Genomic DNA, 16615 nt, shown 5'->3' with positions numbered 1-16615 from the left:
TCAATGATTATTTTTCAAGCTGTGTTAGAAGCTTAGCGAAATATTCAGGCAGCGGCGCTTCGAACTCCATATACTCGCCTGAACGGGGATGGATGAACCCAAGTATTCCGGCATGGAGTGCCTGGCCATCGATGGACAGCGTTTTTCTCGGTCCGTATTTCGGATCCCCTGCCAAAGGGTAGCCGATATACTTCATATGAACGCGGATTTGATGCGTTCTCCCAGTCTCCAGCTGACACTCAATGAATGTAAAGTCTTTATATCGGTCCAGCACTTTAAAATGGGTCACAGCATCCCGGCTGTTTTCCCTCGTCACGGTCATGCTCTGGCGATCCTGTTTATCTCGTCCAATCGGTGCATCCACCGTTCCCTGCTCGTGAGAAATGTTTCCGTGAACAAGCGCTTTGTACCGACGGGTTACCGTTTTCTCCACAAGCTGTCCGACTAGGGATTCGTGTGCCAAATCGTTTTTTGCGACCATAAGGAGTCCGGATGTATCTTTATCAATCCGGTGGACGATTCCCGGTCTCAATACACCGTTAATACCTGATAGGTCTTTGCAGTGGGCCATGAGCCCATTTACAAGGGTACCTGTTAAATGGCCATTTGCAGGGTGGACCACCATTCCCTTTGGCTTATTGACAACGAGGACATCACTGTCTTCATAATAAATATCAAGATCCATTTCCTCAGCCTGTACATTTAATTCTTCCGGCTCGGGAATCTCAACCGTTACGAAATCCCCTTCTGCCCCTTTATAATTGGTTTTGACCGCATTTCCGTTCACAAGAACCAGTCCGCTCTTCATAAGTGATTGAACTTGTGTGCGTGACCAGTCTTGATTCACCAATGACAGTGTCTTATCGAGCCTGTCTCCGGCCTGATCTTTTTGTATCGTAAATTCATGGATGTCCATTACAAGGTTTGCCCCTCTTTTTTCTCATTTTTGCTGTCAAACAGCATTTGAATAAACAGCAGGATCACTCCTACACAAAGCGCGGAATCAGCGATGTTGAAGATGGGAAAGTTGTACGAAAAAATAAAAGTCTGAACAAAATCAACAACTTGCTGATGCAGAACACGATCAATGAAGTTTCCGATCGCCCCTCCAAGCATCAGTCCCAGCGCAACCCCAAGCAAACCGGCCTTCTTTACAAATTTCTGAATGTAATACACAATCGCTCCAATGACAACTAGCGTTACGATATAGAAGAACCACATTTGCCCCTGAAGAATTCCCCAGGCCGCTCCTTCATTCCGGTGTGAAGTGATGTATAAAAAATTCTCAATAACCGGCACCTGATCTCCGATTTCCAAATTTTGCACAACCAGCCACTTCGTCAGCTGGTCCAGAATAATAATCACAATTGCCAGTATGTAGCTTACTAAACGCACGTACGTTCCCCCAGCCATTCAAATTAGATACAATGAATTTTATCATAAAAAAAAGAAAAGAGTAAGGAGCAGCGAAAAAAACCGTTCAAATTTCATGAACGGTTTAAAAGAGGGCGCCCTCAACATGTTCGCTATGATAATCCATTTCACGAAAATTGAGCGGGAGCGATTTTTTTTCGTATTGATCCTTGTATGAAAAATCATGAATGCTTCGTGCCGTCGGTAAATATTTCAAGCTTGAGTATGGAAGAAGTTCCCCTGTTTCCTCACAGATTCCATACATTCCGCTATCCATTTTATTAAGAGCATGCTCGACGTCATGAAGTTCCTCCTTTACATGATACATAATTGTGCCATGACAGGTTTCTGACGTCTGTGATTCAAAAAAAGAATGGTCAAACAAGCGTTCCTGGAGCTCCTCCCGCATTAATTCCAGCTCTTTCCGTATCGCAAAAAAATCAATGCTCACTGCGGCTCAACTCCTGCTGTTGGTTTGTAAAATTAGTTTATCCGTTCACCGCCTCCTCACCCTGTTCATTTTTTTCCACGGATGATTTTCGATTAGGAACAGGCGGAGGATTTGTGTCTGGAGTTGGAGATACAGGGATATACTTCCCTTGCATCGCAGTCCATTGGATGCCTGTATCCGAAATTCCGCTGCATGGCTGGGGCTGGCATCAAAAAAAGCAATAAACAGCCGGCACCTCGTTCATACATAAAAAAAGACCCGATGCGAGTTCGGGTCTTTCCTTATCTTTTTAGTTCGATGCATATTCTTTTTTCACAATATCCGCACAGCGTGCACAAAGTCCAGGATGCTCTTCGTCTTTTCCTACTTCCGGAGTGACGATCCAGCAGCGTTCGCATGTATCCCCTTCCGCTGCTTCAACCGTAATTTTGACATTACTGAATTCCTGAGCGTTCTCAGGAGCTTCATTCATGTCTCCTCCCAGTTCAAAACCGGATACGATGAACAGCTGCTTCAAATCCTCATCAACAGATTCCAGCAGAGCTTTTGCTGCCTGATCCGGATAGAGGGTGATTTTAGCCGTCAGGGATTTTCCGATGACCTTTTCGTTTCTTGCTGTTTCCAGGGCTTTCAGTACATCATCGCGCAGCGACATGAAAGCATCCCATTTTTCTTCAAGTGCATCTGCATTCTCGAAAACAGAGCTTTCCGGCATATCTGTCAGCTGCACGCTTTCCGCCTGTTCGGATTCAATATGCTCCCATACTTCATCTGCAGTATGCGGAAGAATTGGAGCCGTTAACTTAGTCAGGGCAAGCAATGTCTGATGGAGTACCGTCTGAATCGCTCTGCGGTCACTATGATTTTCCCCTTCGATGTAAAGAACATCTTTGGCAAAATCAAGATAGAACGCACTGAGCTCAATCGTACAGAAATTATGAACAGCATGGTAGATCACGGCAAATTCATAGTCATCATACGCTTTTTTCACTTTATCAATCAGCTTGTTTAATTTTACAAGCATGTATCGGTCCACGTCACGGAGATTCTCCCAATCGACCGCATCAGCAGGAGTGAAGTCAGCAAGGTTTCCGAGCAGGAATCGGAATGTGTTTCTGATTTTACGGTAAACTTCTGCGACCTGTTTAAGGATGGCATCGGATACGCGTACATCCGCTTGATAGTCAACGGATGCGACCCAGAGACGAAGGATATCTCCGCCAAGCTGGTTCATCACTTTGGATGGCAGAACCACATTGCCGACAGATTTACTCATTTTGCGTCCTTGTCCGTCAAGGGCGAAACCATGACTTAGCACCCCTTTATATGGAGCTTTGCCTGTTACAGCCACTGCTGTAGATAAGGATGAGTTGAACCAGCCTCTGTATTGGTCAGACCCTTCAAGATACAAATCGGCAGGACGCTGCAAGTCATCTCGTTCATGAAGTACGGCCTGATGAGAGGATCCGGAATCAAACCAGACATCCATAATGTCCGTTTCCTTCGTGAACGTACCGTTCGGACTGCCTTCATGAGTGAATTCTTCAGGAAGAAGGTCTTGTGTTTCCCATTCGAACCAAATGTTGGACCCATGTTCACGGAATAAGTCTGACACATGGCTGATTGTTTCATCCGTGATGATTGGTTCACCGTTTTCAGCATAAAATACCGGGATCGGAACACCCCATGCACGCTGTCTTGAAATGCACCAGTCGCCGCGGTCGCGGACCATGTTATACAGTCTTGTCTCTCCCCAGGCCGGAACCCATTTCGTTTCCTTCACGGCTTCCAACAGGTCATGACGGAAGTCTTTAATGGAAGCAAACCACTGAGCGGTGGCTCTGAAGATGACCGGTTTCTTCGTTCTCCAGTCATGAGGGTAAGAGTGTGTAAAGAACTGAAGTTTAAGCAGAGAACCGTTTTCCTGAAGTTTTTCCGTGATCGGTTTGTTCGCTTCATCATAAAACAGTCCTTCAAAACCAGGAGCCTCAGCTGTCATGACCCCTTTTTCATCAACCGGGCATAGAACGTCCAGACCGTATTTCTGTCCTACGATGAAGTCATCCTCCCCATGGCCTGGAGCGGTATGGACACAGCCTGTTCCTGCATCCGTCGTAACATGTTCACCAAGAACAACAAGAGATTCTCTTCCATAGATCGGGTGCTTCGCAGAGATTTTTTCCATCTCTTTACCTCGAACTGTGCGCACAAGTTCATGCTCTTCCCACTCAAGTTCTTTAGCAACGGCGTTTAATAGATCTGACGCCACAACGTATCTTGCACCGTTTGCACGCACCACACTATACTCCAGGTCAGGATGAACAGCGATTCCAAGGTTCGCAGGAATTGTCCAAGGTGTAGTAGTCCAGATGATGATTTTTTCATCTTCTTCAAGGACGCCTTTTCCATCGGCTACATCGAACGCAACATAGATGGATGGAGATTTTTTATCCTGATATTCAATTTCCGCTTCAGCAAGCGCGGATTCGCTGGATGGGGACCAGTAGACCGGTTTTTTTCCTTTATAGATGTATCCCTTTTTCGCCATTTCGCCAAATACAAGGATTTGCTGTGCTTCATATTCAGGCTGAAGGGTGACATAAGGATTTTCCCAGTCGCCTCTCACTCCGAGACGTTTGAACTGTTCCCGCTGACCATTGATCTGATCCCATGCGTACTGTTCGCACAGCTTTCGGAATTCGGCAACGGACATTTCTTTGCGGTTCACTTTTTTATTTTTCGTCAGGGCTGTTTCGATTGGAAGTCCGTGAGTATCCCATCCAGGAACATACGGGGCATGATAGCCGCTCATGGACTTGTAGCGTACGATAAAGTCTTTCAGAATTTTATTAAGGGCATGGCCCATGTGGATATCACCGTTCGCATAAGGAGGTCCGTCATGCAAAATGAACAGCGGGCGGTCCTTTGTATGGTCCTGAACCATTTTGTAAATGTTCATCTGTTCCCATTTTTCCTGCATTTCCGGTTCACGCTTCGGTAAGTTTCCGCGCATCGGGAACTCCGTTTTCGGCATGAGCAGCGTATCTTTGTAATCCATTTCTTTTCCTCCTATTGATAAAAAATACAAAAAAGCCTTCTCATCCCTGGAAAGGGACGAGAAGGCTTGCTTCACGCGGTACCACCCTTATAGATGCAAATTGCTGCATCCGCTTGAGCATTCGTATCGTGAATGAGACGCCTTCCTTACTCCTGTTTCAGGAAGAAACTCAAGGGTGATCTTCATCTGATGTCTTCAGCCGGGCTTGCACCATCCCCGGTTCGCTAAATAAAGAGGTAATCAGATTACTGTCCCTGTCATCGTCGAATCATATTTCGATTGTGCTCAAATTATATGCGAATTGCCCTGAAAAAGTCAAGAACGGTATTTTGCCTCTTCTTCTTCATCTGCATAAACGCTTTCCACTTCATATTCAAGAAGATGATCCCAATCGTCATTTTTCAAAAGATCAAGCTGTGCTTCAATCAGCATTTGAAAACGGGTGCGGAAAACTTTGGACTGTTTTTTCAGTTCTTCAATCTCCATCGCCACCTTGCGTGATTTCGAAAGAGATTCATTGATGATGCGGTCTGCATTCTTTTCCGCTTCTTTAATAATCAGTTTTGCTTCCTTCTGTGCATTGCGCTTTACTTCTTCTGCCGTTTCCTGGGCGATGAGAATGGATTTATTTAAAGTCTCCTCGATGACCGTATAGTGGCCCAGCTTTTCTTCCATCTCCCCCACGCGTGTTTCAAATTCCTTTTTATCGCGGAGGACCATTTCATAATCTTTAATTACCTGATCAAGAAATTCATTTACTTCGTCTTCATCATAACCGCGGAATCCTTTATTAAATTCCTTATTATGAATATCAAGCGGTGTTAAAGGCACTAAAGGCCACCTCCATATGTATCGGTATGCTTCTTGCTTACCATTATAATTCATTATTCGGCAATTATGGGGCAATTCCTCCAAAATTCAGGATTATTTTTGCCTGCCATAGAGGAGCCTGATTTTATCTTTTTTTGTTCTGCCTAAAATTTCAGTCACTCTGCTTCTCCCGAATCCCCTGACCGATATCCGGTCCCCTTCCTGGCATTCAATCGAACCCTGCTCGGCTGTCCGCCAATTCAGTTTAACCTGTCCCGCTTGTATAAGCGGCTGAACTTTCTGGCGGGAAAGGCCGTAAATGGCAGCCAGAACGGCGTCCAGCCGCAGAGAGCTGACGGTTGTTGAAGATTCTGTCCACTCATCATGCCTCGCAATGACCTCGGAAAAATCCGATTTTCTTAATTCAACCTTTGTCCGGCCAATCTCGGTCAGCTGGAGTCTTAGAAAATCATCCATCTCTTCTGCTGCGATAAGCTGAACCGTTTCCTGATCCATTAAAATATCACCGTATTTGGAACGCTTCAATCCTATAGACATCAGCGCCCCCAAAATTTGGCGATGCTCGAGCTTAATAAACTTCGAAGGGTAGCGTATGGTGAAAAGAGTAAGAGAGAAGTCTTCTCTCACAGGTTCCATATACTCAGGATAAAGAAGTGCCCGCTTTCTTTCCGCCTGGGGTGTTCCTCCTTCAAAGGCAGCCTTAACCTCTTTTTGATCCCCGATTAGCGATCGGACAATTTCCTGTTCTCTCGGATCGAGGAAATCGGTGAGTTTCGGGCTGTATGAGGAAAGGACATACTCTTTCCAGCCCAAAACCTTTTCAATAAAATCACGTTCATCTTCTCTGAAATGCTGAAATAAATCTGTCATTCGTATCACCGCTTCTTGAAATAAAAGGCTCTGGTAGAGCGTGGTGCTGATTCTTGACGACCGGAGCCTTGCCCAGAGCCAGCGGGACAGGGATTGATCCCGCAGACGCAAAGCGGCGGGGAGGCCCAAGCGCCTGCCCAAAGATAAGCGAACGCCTGCCGGCTTTAATCAACAGCCAAGTTTAACATAGCTAAATAGAAAAAGGGACCTCATCGTCCCCTTTGTTTAGGCAATCATCCGATATAATGACCAAACCCCGCCCTGTGCAAGGTTCAAAACAAGAATCGCTGCAATTGGGGAGAGATCGATCATGGCGATAGCCGGGATAATTCTGCGGAAAGGTTCTAAAAAGGGTTCGCAGATGGATGCCAATATCTGTCCGAATTTGCTATCCTTCGCATTCGGGAACCAGGACATCAGGATGTAAATGATGATGGCATACACATACACCCTCAATAAAGCCGAGATCACTGAAAACACTAAATACATTGTCCATTACCACCTTTGAGGTTCTTCTTCAACTGCCAACTCGGAAATGGTTCCTGATACATCTACATTATCGGGCGTACACAGGAAGATATTCATTCCGATTTTTTGGATATCACCGCCAATTGCATACACGGTTCCGCTAAGAAAGTCTACAATCCGCTTTGCCTGATCATGCTGGATGCGCTGCAGATTGACAACAATGGCCCGGCGGTTTTTCAGCTGGTCGGCTATATCCTGCGCTTCAGAATAGGCGCGGGGCTCGCATAGCACTACTTTAGAGGATTTCTGAACACTTTGCAAACTAACCACATTTTGTTTTCCTTCTTTGCGGGGAAGTTCCTGCTCGGGAGCAGCGTACTCCTCCTCTTCATATCTTTGATTATCAATATATTCATATTCCTCTTCGTCAAGAGCAAAAAAGTTTTTGAAACGGTTTTTAATGCTCATTTTGACACCTCCAGTTTTATCCTACTAGGGAAGAGCCGATTCTGATAAAAGTGGCTCCTTCTTCAATGGCAATCTGATAGTCATTTGACATGCCCATAGACAGTTCTGTGCACGGGGCATGATTCAGCCCCAATTGCTGCGCCTCTTCCTTTATTGCCCGAAGACGCTGAAAAGTACGGCGTATGATAGAGGTGTCATCTGTATTCGGTGCCATCGTCATCAATCCTGCAATGCGCACAGCAGGATATTCGCTGCATTTCTTAATAAATGGAATAACCTCTTCCGGTTTCAAGCCATGCTTCGATTCTTCTCCGGACGTGTTCACTTGTACAAAGCAGTCAACAGGGGCGCTGGCCCGCTTGTCAATTTCCTTTGCCAGAGATAACCTGTCCAAAGAATGTATGTATGAAACCTTGTCAATGATGTTTTTTACTTTTCTTGTCTGCAGAGAGCCGATGAAATGCCAGACTGCATTTGTGCCGATTGTTTCAAACTTTTCGGAGAGCCCTTCATCCCGGTTTTCCCCGAGGTGAAAAATTCCGGCCGCAATTGCCTCTTCCGCCCGTTCAGCCGTCACATATTTCGTAACCGCTACAAGCTGCACTTCCTTTGGATCACGGCCCGACCGTCTGCAGGCTGCATGAATGTTCTCTTTGATGACAGACAGGTTTTCTTTAACTTCCAATCAGGAGCCCTCCTCCTTGCGTCCAATAAATCCAACCATTCTCCCTGTTTTTCCGAGATCTCTGCGGTGTGAGAAAAACAAGTCTTCTTCACAGCTTGTACACCGATTGGATACCGATATATTTTCTCTATGCAATCCTGCTTTCAATAACAGGGCTTTGTTCAGCTTCTTAAGATCCAGAGAATACTGTCCGGGCTCTGCCTCGATATAAGGAAGCTCTTCGTGCCCTTCGAACAGCTTATCGACTTCTGCAATTACCCGCTCGTCTACTTTGTAGCAGCACGCTCCGATCGAAGGTCCGATAACAGCCTGAATATGGCGGATGTCTGCCCCTTCTTCTTCAAAGCGGCGAATCATCGCTCCCCCTATATCAAGAACGCTCCCCTTCCAGCCTGCATGCGCAATTCCGACAAGCCCGGTCTCTTCTTCATAAAAAAAGACAGGCACACAATCCGCGTAGGCAAGAGCCAGAACAAGGTTGGGCTGCTTAGTATAGATGCCATCTGTTTCAGGCAGCGCAGTTGCATAGTCAAATGCTCCGTTTCCCCGGTGCTCAAGCCCGGCTTCTGCAATATGGCAGCCGTGAACCTGATCGGCAAAAACCCAGTTCGACAGCGGAATTCCCGCTGCGTTTGCACAGATATCACGGTTTGAAACAACATGGGAGGGATCGTCATTCACATGAAGACCCATATTCAAAGAGGAAAAAGGCGCCTCGCTGACTCCTCCCTCCTTCACGGTAAAGCCTGCTGTAATGGAAGAAGGATTCGTGGTGATTAAACGTAAAAATGTTTGCCGTTCTTTTGTAAATGGCTCCGTACTCATATGAATCTCCTTTTCGACATAATCCCAGGATGAATGCTTTTATTTTACCACATCTTTCCCTATCCGTTCATAAATAAAGGGCAAAAATAATCATTTATCCCCCCGGATTGGAGCTTTTATTCAGCAGGACCATTTTTTGAAGACATCCTTACCAGGATCACGTCTTCTCCAATCTTTACTATGTTTCGCCATGGAATAACAAATTCCTCTTCCCGTCCGAAAAATCCAAGCATTTTGCCTGGACCCGTAATGATAATCGCCTGAATCTTGCCTGTGGTAACATTTATATCAAAATCTCCAATGCTGCCGAGCTTTTTGCCATCCGATACATTCACGATGTCTTTCGTTTGAAACTCGGATATATTCATCAAGGTACAAGCCCTCCTCTGAATGATTCTTTTATTAGTCAATGTATGAAAAAAATGAACTTGTATTCTCATTAATCTCGAATTATCCTTGCAGCAGTAAACAGTCTCCTGGCCGAAAGAATGGTCATGTACTGCAGTAATTCCGCCGCAAAAAAATCCTTCCGCTTCCGGAAGGATCTCATAACAGCTTGTACATGTTTTATTGCTGGATATTTTTATTCATTTGTTTAATCGCAGCCTTTTCAAGCCTTGAGACCTGCGCCTGTGAAATGCCGATTTCGTCGGCTACTTCCATCTGTGTTTTGCCCTGGAAAAACCGTTTACGCAAAATCAGTTTCTCTCTGTCGTTCAGCCGCCTCATTCCTTCTTTCAAGGCAAGCTCCTCAATCCAGTTCGTATCCCGGTTCCGCTCATCGCTCAGCTGATCCATCACATAAATCGGGTCACCGCCATCATTATAAATCGGTTCGAATAAGGAAACGGGATCCTGTATGGCATCGAGAGCAAAGACGATTTCTTCATGCGGGACTTCAAGCACTTTGGCTATCTCTTCAGCAGATGGCTCTCTTGAAGTTTGAGTCATCAGCTTTTCCCTTACCTGCAGGGCTTTATAAGCAATGTCTCTTAAAGACCGGGAAACCCTGATCGGGTTATTATCCCGCAGATATCTTCTGATTTCCCCGATAATCATCGGTACAGCATAAGTTGAGAACTTAACATTTTGCCCCAGATCGAAATTATCAATGGATTTCATAAGTCCGATACAGCCGACCTGAAACAAGTCATCGACAAATTCTCCTCTGTTGTTAAAACGCTGGATGACACTCAGGACGAGCCTGAGATTTCCATTTACGAGTTTTTCTCTTGCTGAATTGTCCCCGCCTTGCATCTCTCTGAAGAGAATTCTCATTTCTTCATTTTTCAGAACGGGAAGCTTTGACGTGTCTACTCCGCAAATTTCTACTTTATTCCGTGTCACATCTTTCCCTCCAGTCAGGAGCTGCTGTACAAAAAACAGTATTTCCTCCAGTTGGAAAAATATGCACAAAAAAATCCCTGCCAAAAACGGCGGAATTCGTTTTTCTCCAATAAAAAAAGGGTTTTTTCACCCTTTTTTAAAAGATTTTACTTATTCTTTAGCTCTGCTAAAGCCTGATGCTGATTGGAATGGAAGGCGCGGGACTCCGAGCTGAGAGCACGGGGTAGGTGAGCCCCCGCAGGCGGAAACGGCGAGGAGGCTCACCACCTTTCCAAGGAAAGAAAAGCGCCTGCTAACTGCAATCAGCAGCCGCGTTTAACAGAGCTGATTCTTTATCGCTGATGGCAGCAAACTGGATACGGGTCTGAGGTTTCTTTAAAAGAAGCCGCTTCTTCGGAAATCACCTTTCAAGCAGAGCCTTTATACCATTTTATTAAATTCTTTCCGAAGTCTTTTTATGATGCGTTTTTCAAGTCTGGAAATATAGGATTGGGAAATTCCAAGCATATCGGCTACATCTTTCTGGGTTTTTTCTTCTCCCCCCTGAAGGCCGAACCGAAGCTCCATAATCTGCTTTTCTCTGTCATTCAGCTGCTGAAGCGCTTTTAGCAGGAGCTTGCGGTCCACATTTGCTTCAAGATCCTTTGTGATAATATCATCATCGGTGCCGAGTACATCTGAGAGAAGCAATTCATTCCCATCCCAGTCAATGTTCAGCGGCTCATCAAACGAGACTTCAGAACGGATCTTGTTGTTTCTTCTCAAGTACATGAGGATTTCATTTTCAATGCATCTGGAGGCATATGTAGCGAGTTTGATCTTTTTTTCGGGGTTGAACGTATTGACGGCTTTTATCAGACCGATTGTGCCGATGCTGATTAAATCTTCAATATTAATCCCCGTATTTTCAAATTTCCGGGCGATATACACGACGAGCCGCAAGTTCCGTTCAATAAGAATGGCCCGCGCGGCTTGGTCTCCCCCGGGAAGCTTTTTCAGAAGGATCTCTTCTTCGTCTTTATTTAGCGGAGGAGGCAGTGCTTCGCTTCCCCCGATGTAGTAGATTTCATCCGTTTTTAAGCCAAGCTTCGTTAAAAGTTTGTACCACCAGTAAGTTAGACGCAGCCTTAGGTTTTTCATCTTTCTCCCCCTTCTAAAAGTCCAAAACGCGAGTAAACTAATAATACTTCCTGCCGTTTAAGATACATGGGCTGAAGAACCTTCCTGAAGCATTTGAGGATGGACAATGCATGTAAAGTCTCCATCAGCTGACAGCTGGGAAGAGCTTAAGCCAATGATGGCTTTTTTCACGTTCAGTGTTTCTTTTTCAGTTCGAATCGTCAGTGAATCAGGCTTTAAGCCGATGAGGAATTGATTTTGCTGTCCCACCCCCCTGTAGGGAATGATTCGCATTCTTAGCTGCCAATGATCATCCAGTTCAGGTGAGTCCTTCAAAACATCTCCAGACATCACTTTATCCGTTAGCGGTTTTGGCAGCAGATTGATTAATTTTCCTGTATCCGCAATCATGACGGGCGTTCTCGTGATGGGATCGAACAGCTGATTGCCGCTGTCAATAAGACCTGTCATTGGAAGAATGGTTTCACCAAATACCGCGGTTACGTGGACAATTTCATGGTACTGAAGTTTTTTGACCTGTACATCCTGCCCCCGCCGGGATGAAAACAGCCAGAGTACAGGAAAGCCGATTATGACGAAAATCCATGTAATCGGATCTCCGAATCCCGTTGTCTGGGTGATAAGAACACCCTGGGATAAGTAACTATCCTTTTGCATGAAATAATGGGCCCCGATGATTCCTCCGCCCAAGGCAAATGTGACAAAGTAAAACATCAGCCAGTTTTGGATAAAGTACTTAAAACGCACGAAACCAAAAGCTGACCAGATCATCAAGACAGAAATTAGGACTTTTCCTGCCGGATGGCTGAAAAAGGGACCCCATGGTGTAAAAAGGAAAAGGATGATGGCTGAACCGATAAAACCGCCCAATAGAAGCCGGTACCAGATTTTCGGTCTTTTCAGGAGAGACGCCGTAAGCAGCAGCAAGAATACATCGAATAGAAAATTAAGGAGCCAGATGACATCTAAATAAACGGACAATTTCAACCCCTCTTTCCTGACAGGCTGCAGATTGTCTATCAAGCAGGATATAGCCTTAAGTATAAAGAGATCGTCCGTGAAAGTGTGTCAATTTGTGAAAGGGAAAAGGGAGTTTTTTTCAGGGGTTTTGTCGGATGAAAGCCGGAATGATTTCCTATTTGCAGCGATCAGCTTTAGCTCTCATCCAATCATCCAAAGTGCTCAATGGATCAGACAAAAAAAGAGCCCGGGCAATATGCCGGGCTCTTTCGAATGTTATCTTCTTCTGTTGCGGTTGCGCAGGAAAGTCGGGATATCCAATGCATCATCAGGCTGCTGTTGCTGCTGACGCGGACTTTCGCTGTATGGAGAAGGTTCTTCACGCTTCATTTCACGCTCACGCTTCTGAGGTACAGCCGGTTTTTGGTTTGGTGAAGGCTGGACGCTTCCTCCAAAACGAGGCTGTTTGCTTTGGCTGATTTCCTGCTCGCTGAAGCCTGTAGCAATGACGGTTACAACAATTTCATCTTTCAGATTTTCATTAATGACCGAACCGAAAATCATGTTTACTTCCTGATCGGAAGCGGATGCCACAATGTCAGCTGCTTCCTGAACTTCATACAGGCTCAGGTTGGTTCCGCCTGTGATGTTCATTAAAACACCTTGAGCGCCATCAATGGATGTCTCGAGAAGCGGACTGGAAATCGCTTTTTTCGCAGCTTCTGCCGCTCTGCTCTCCCCTGTCGCCACTCCAATACCCATAAGAGCAGATCCTCTATTGGACATGATGGTTTTTACATCGGCAAAATCAAGGTTAATCAGACCGGGAACCGCAATCAGGTCGGAAATCCCCTGTACACCTTGGCGAAGGACGTTATCGGCTTCACGGAATGCTTCAAGCATCGGTGTGTTTTTGTCTACAATTTCAAGCAAACGGTCGTTAGGGATGACAATCAGGGTATCGACTGATTCTTTCATAGAAGAAATTCCGCCGGAAGCCTGCATAGCCCGCTTTCTTCCTTCAAATGTAAATGGGCGGGTTACAACCCCAACGGTAAGAGCACCTAAGTCTTTCGCAATCTGCGCGATCACTGGAGCCGCGCCGGTTCCGGTTCCGCCTCCCATACCTGCTGTTACAAAGACCATGTCTGCCCCTCGAAGTGCTTCTTCAATCTGCTCTTTGCTTTCTTCGGCAGCCTTTTTGCCTACTTCAGGATTGGCACCTGCTCCAAGTCCTCTTGTAAGCTTAGAACCTATTTGCATTTTCACTTCTGCTTTAGATAGGTTAAGAGCTTGTGCATCCGTATTTACGGCGATGAACTCTACCCCTTGTACTCCATGCTCGATCATGCGGTTTACAGCGTTGTTTCCGCCTCCGCCTACCCCTATAACTTTTATGGTTGCTAGACCGTCAATATTCGTTTCAAACTCCAACATGCATAATCCTCCTAATCCATCAATCACTTCTGGTTGATCGTTTTATTCAAAGAAGTAGCCAAAAAACTTTTTCACTTTGCTTTGTTTCTTATCTTCCGTTTGCTTCGGTTTGCTGCTGCTTCTCTGCTGCGGTTCTTCCCTTACGGCAGCTGCAGCCTGTTCGGCGTATACTTCCTGAGACACATTCGATCCAATTCTTCTTCCCTGTATCTTAGCATTTTTATACGCAAACTGGATGAGCCCTACTCCCGTCATATACTTCGGTTCTCTTACTCCAATATAATCGGGGCTTGCGATTCTCACGCTGCTTTGCAGCATGTCCTGTGCCAGTTCGAGCACTCCCGGCATGCTGACGGTACCGCCTGTCAGCACAAAACCTCCCGGAAGGTCTCTTACACCAAGTCTCATCAGTTCATGCTGGACCATTTCAAATAATTCTTCAAGTCTAGCTTCAATAATATCAGAGATTTCAAGCTGATTAAATTGCTGTTTTTGATCTGTTCCGATGATGGATACTTCAAAAACCTCATCAGGAGAAGCATGATCATAAAATGCATGTCCGTATTTCACTTTGATTCTCTCTGCTTCTTCCGTAGCAGTACGCAATCCGATCGACAGATCCTTTGTTAAATGCTCTCCGCCAATCGGGAGAACAGATGACGTACGCAGATGGCCCTGCTCAAAAAGAGCGATGGTCGTTGATCCTCCGCCAATGTCAATCATGGCAACCCCGAGATTTTTTTCATCGCGGGACAAGGCGACAGAACCGGCAGCCAATGGCTGAAGGCAGATGTCTGTAATTTCGAGCCCCGCTCTCTCAACACAGCGAAGCAGATTATGTAAGATCGTTTTAGATCCGGTAATGATAGTCCCTTCCATCTCAAGCCGAACCCCAAGCATACCGCGGGGATCATTTATTTCATCCAGTCCGTCAACAATGAACTGACGGGGAATAACGTCAATAATTTCTCTCTCAGGAGGAATAGACATCACCTGGGCCGCTTCAATGACACGGCGGACATCTTCGTTCGCTATTTCTCTGTTTTCGCTGGAAACAGCCACTACTCCATGACAATCCTGAAGATGAACATGGTTGCCGGCAACCCCCACTACAACTCTTTTCAAGGGAATTCCCACCATGCGTTCCGCTTGTTCCACGGCTTTCTTAATAGAATGAACGGTTTCGTCTATATCGACGATCGAACCTTTTTTTAATCCTTCTGATTTTACATTCCCCACACCGATGACGTTCAAAGTGTCATCTGCCATTTCGCCGATGATCACTTTCACACTGGATGTACCGATGTCGAGACTCACGAAGATTTCACTGTTGTTCATTCTATGGCACCTCCTTATCTCTCTGCATTTCTATTCTATTATTTGGTGTTTTACATGACAATCCGTATTTCCTATACGGGGAAGATCAGAATTTTTCCGGCAAAAGCCATCTGAACACGATCTTTTATCCTCTTGCCGTTTAGATGTTTGCATCCTTATGATACTTCATTTTATAGCGAGAAAACATGCCATAAGAAATTATTCGTCAAAAGATGCATTTTTCCCTCTTGTTTAATCAACTTTTTTTGCCTTTTGCCTTGATTCGCTCCACTTTGCTATTAAAATCCTTCTGATCACCGCAATATTCTGGAATAACCTTACTCCGAAGGCAAAAATTGCCACCAGGTATAAGTCTACACCAAGGTGCACCCCCAGAAAAGCCAAAGCTGCGGCAAGAAGAATATTAAAAAAGAATCCAGAAACGAAAACGAGCTCATCATAAATGTTTTGAAGCTGAGCCCTTATTCCTCCGAGCAGCGTGTCAAGTGCCGCGAGAATGGCAATGGACAAGTAATTTGAATACTCAGCTGGAATTTTAAATTCTGTAGAAAAGCCAAGCGCAATTCCCAAAATCAGTCCAAGCACCGGAAGCCACATCAGTTTTCTCCCCCTTTGCTGCCTTCATAGGGCTTCAGTTCCCCGATGCGGATTTTCTTATCGCTGCCGGGAATCACGATGTTTTTTCTCGGTTCTTCATCTGTCAGCTTAATGTTATCGACTGCAAACAAATCGTGGGTACCGGATGCTTTCACCCTGTCAGAAAGTTTATTTGCATTCTCTGCAATCACTTTAATCTCGATAGGGAGGGAGTCAAGTGGATAACCGTCCATCTTCGTTACTCCGTTAATATCTCGGATAACGGTTGTGCTGACAACCCTGTGCCCATTCACGGATATATGCTCTGCATCGTAAGTGTTCAGTTCATTGATCAGTTTTCTGAGCAAATCAGGCGAGACAGATATAGTACTTTCCCCAATTATCTCTTTTGTAAACAGCGGTTCAAGATGAAGGACCAGTCCGTCTCCTTTTACTTCGGTCAAACCGGCTTGAACTTTTAGTTCGTCACGTGTTTTTTCCAGTGCATCTTCTCTGGCGGTTTCTTCATTAGATTCATACGTGTTTACTAGCTGATCATATTTTGTGATTTCTTTTAACAGCTCGGACTGCTGCTTTTGTTCTTGCTTCAGTTCAGATCTAATTTCCCAAATGTCTCTTGTATCTCTCGTTACAGGCTCCTTTATGGATAAAAATTGAACGGATAGCATGAAGCCGAAAAGGCCCATGATTAAAGTATAGCCTGCTATCTTTTTCCTTCCTGACACAT

General features: G+C 45.3%; 18 protein-coding genes and 1 other annotated feature. All 18 genes read right to left on the bottom strand.

The window, feature by feature from the left end; translation table 11 throughout:
* Positions 1–7: 7 nt before the first annotated feature.
* The 18 genes from CEF21_RS11195 to CEF21_RS11110 all read right to left on the bottom strand — a co-directional run bounded on the left by CEF21_RS11195 (position 8) and on the right by CEF21_RS11110 (position 16613).
* Positions 8–916, bottom strand: coding sequence for an RluA family pseudouridine synthase (locus tag CEF21_RS11195; RefSeq protein WP_123916361.1), 909 nt, complete (start codon positions 914–916; stop codon positions 8–10).
* The gene (gene lspA / locus CEF21_RS11190; RefSeq protein WP_241156664.1) at positions 916–1395 is read right to left on the bottom strand and encodes a signal peptidase II; all 480 of its coding nucleotides are present in this window, start codon (positions 1393–1395) and stop codon (positions 916–918) included. The genes CEF21_RS11195 and lspA overlap by 1 nt, the downstream gene beginning before the upstream one ends.
* 103 nt (positions 1396–1498) lie before the next feature.
* On the bottom strand, positions 1499–1864 hold the full coding sequence (locus tag CEF21_RS11185; RefSeq protein WP_481747583.1) for a TraR/DksA C4-type zinc finger protein: 366 nt from the start codon (positions 1862–1864) through the stop codon (positions 1499–1501).
* 289 nt (positions 1865–2153) lie between these two features.
* Complete coding sequence (ileS, locus tag CEF21_RS11180) at positions 2154–4922, bottom strand: isoleucine--tRNA ligase (protein ID WP_123916357.1); 2769 nt, start codon at positions 4920–4922, stop codon at positions 2154–2156.
* 49 nt (positions 4923–4971) lie between these two features.
* Positions 4972–5192 (bottom strand) — a binding site (T-box leader).
* Between the two features lie 45 nt (positions 5193–5237).
* Positions 5238–5753 carry a DivIVA domain-containing protein gene (locus CEF21_RS11175; RefSeq protein WP_123916355.1) on the bottom strand — a complete coding sequence of 172 codons (516 nt, stop codon included), beginning with the start codon at positions 5751–5753 and terminating at the stop codon, positions 5238–5240.
* Between the two features lie 93 nt (positions 5754–5846).
* Complete coding sequence (locus CEF21_RS11170) at positions 5847–6623, bottom strand: YlmH family RNA-binding protein (protein ID WP_123916353.1); 777 nt, start codon at positions 6621–6623, stop codon at positions 5847–5849.
* A 225-nt stretch (positions 6624–6848) separates the two neighbouring features.
* Positions 6849–7112: a YggT family protein gene (locus CEF21_RS11165; protein WP_123916351.1), complete on the bottom strand. Its 264-nt coding sequence runs from the start codon at positions 7110–7112 to the stop codon at positions 6849–6851.
* 6 nt (positions 7113–7118) lie between these two features.
* On the bottom strand, positions 7119–7559 hold the full coding sequence (locus CEF21_RS11160; protein ID WP_123916349.1) for a cell division protein SepF: 441 nt from the start codon (positions 7557–7559) through the stop codon (positions 7119–7121).
* A gap of 16 nt (positions 7560–7575) precedes the next feature.
* A complete protein-coding gene (locus CEF21_RS11155; protein ID WP_123916347.1) occupies positions 7576–8244 on the bottom strand; it encodes a YggS family pyridoxal phosphate-dependent enzyme in 669 nt (222 codons plus the stop codon).
* Positions 8245–9069, bottom strand: a complete 825-nt coding sequence (pgeF, locus tag CEF21_RS11150; RefSeq protein ID WP_123916345.1) for a peptidoglycan editing factor PgeF — start codon at positions 9067–9069, stop codon at positions 8245–8247. It lies immediately after the preceding gene.
* Positions 9070–9185: 116 nt separating this feature from the next.
* The gene (locus CEF21_RS11145; RefSeq protein ID WP_123916343.1) at positions 9186–9440 is read right to left on the bottom strand and encodes a YlmC/YmxH family sporulation protein; all 255 of its coding nucleotides are present in this window, start codon (positions 9438–9440) and stop codon (positions 9186–9188) included.
* A 196-nt stretch (positions 9441–9636) separates the two neighbouring features.
* The gene (gene sigG, locus CEF21_RS11140) at positions 9637–10416 is read right to left on the bottom strand and encodes an RNA polymerase sporulation sigma factor SigG (RefSeq protein WP_123916341.1); all 780 of its coding nucleotides are present in this window, start codon (positions 10414–10416) and stop codon (positions 9637–9639) included.
* A gap of 420 nt (positions 10417–10836) precedes the next feature.
* Entirely contained in the window at positions 10837–11556 is a 720-nt protein-coding gene (sigE, locus tag CEF21_RS11135) for an RNA polymerase sporulation sigma factor SigE (RefSeq protein ID WP_123916339.1), read from the bottom strand.
* Positions 11557–11613: 57 nt separating this feature from the next.
* Positions 11614–12537, bottom strand: coding sequence for a sigma-E processing peptidase SpoIIGA (gene spoIIGA, locus CEF21_RS11130; protein ID WP_123916336.1), 924 nt, complete (start codon positions 12535–12537; stop codon positions 11614–11616).
* 255 nt (positions 12538–12792) lie between these two features.
* Positions 12793–13953, bottom strand: coding sequence for a cell division protein FtsZ (gene ftsZ, locus CEF21_RS11125; protein WP_123916334.1), 1161 nt, complete (start codon positions 13951–13953; stop codon positions 12793–12795).
* A gap of 42 nt (positions 13954–13995) precedes the next feature.
* Entirely contained in the window at positions 13996–15291 is a 1296-nt protein-coding gene (gene ftsA / locus CEF21_RS11120) for a cell division protein FtsA (RefSeq protein WP_123916332.1), read from the bottom strand.
* A gap of 231 nt (positions 15292–15522) precedes the next feature.
* Positions 15523–15888 carry a small basic family protein gene (locus CEF21_RS11115; RefSeq protein ID WP_123916330.1) on the bottom strand — a complete coding sequence of 122 codons (366 nt, stop codon included), beginning with the start codon at positions 15886–15888 and terminating at the stop codon, positions 15523–15525.
* The gene (locus CEF21_RS11110) at positions 15888–16613 is read right to left on the bottom strand and encodes a DUF881 domain-containing protein (RefSeq protein ID WP_241156663.1); all 726 of its coding nucleotides are present in this window, start codon (positions 16611–16613) and stop codon (positions 15888–15890) included. Before CEF21_RS11110 ends, CEF21_RS11115 begins: the two co-directional genes overlap by 1 nt.
* Positions 16614–16615 lie beyond the last annotated feature (2 nt).

This window comes from Bacillus sp. FJAT-42376 (assembly GCF_003816055.1).
Taxonomy (GTDB): Bacteria; Bacillota; Bacilli; order Bacillales; family Bacillaceae; genus Metabacillus_B.
This window is presented reverse-complemented; position numbering and strand designations above follow the sequence as displayed.

What these genes read in the sequence shown, in the direction of transcription:
- CEF21_RS11195 (WP_123916361.1), bottom strand. Translation starts at nt 916, where the DNA reads ATGGACATCCATGAATTTACGATACAAAAAGATCAGGCCGGAGACAGG.
- ileS (WP_123916357.1), bottom strand. Translation starts at nt 4,922, where the DNA reads ATGGATTACAAAGATACGCTGCTCATGCCGAAAACGGAGTTCCCGATG.
- CEF21_RS11170 (WP_123916353.1), bottom strand. Translation starts at nt 6,623, where the DNA reads ATGACAGATTTATTTCAGCATTTCAGAGAAGATGAACGTGATTTTATT.
- CEF21_RS11165 (WP_123916351.1), bottom strand. Translation starts at nt 7,112, where the DNA reads ATGTATTTAGTGTTTTCAGTGATCTCGGCTTTATTGAGGGTGTATGTG.
- CEF21_RS11160 (WP_123916349.1), bottom strand. Translation starts at nt 7,559, where the DNA reads ATGAGCATTAAAAACCGTTTCAAAAACTTTTTTGCTCTTGACGAAGAG.
- pgeF (WP_123916345.1), bottom strand. Translation starts at nt 9,069, where the DNA reads ATGAGTACGGAGCCATTTACAAAAGAACGGCAAACATTTTTACGTTTA.
- sigE (WP_123916339.1), bottom strand. Translation starts at nt 11,556, where the DNA reads ATGAAAAACCTAAGGCTGCGTCTAACTTACTGGTGGTACAAACTTTTA.
- ftsZ (WP_123916334.1), bottom strand. Translation starts at nt 13,953, where the DNA reads ATGTTGGAGTTTGAAACGAATATTGACGGTCTAGCAACCATAAAAGTT.
- ftsA (WP_123916332.1), bottom strand. Translation starts at nt 15,291, where the DNA reads ATGAACAACAGTGAAATCTTCGTGAGTCTCGACATCGGTACATCCAGT.
- CEF21_RS11115 (WP_123916330.1), bottom strand. Translation starts at nt 15,888, where the DNA reads ATGTGGCTTCCGGTGCTTGGACTGATTTTGGGAATTGCGCTTGGCTTT.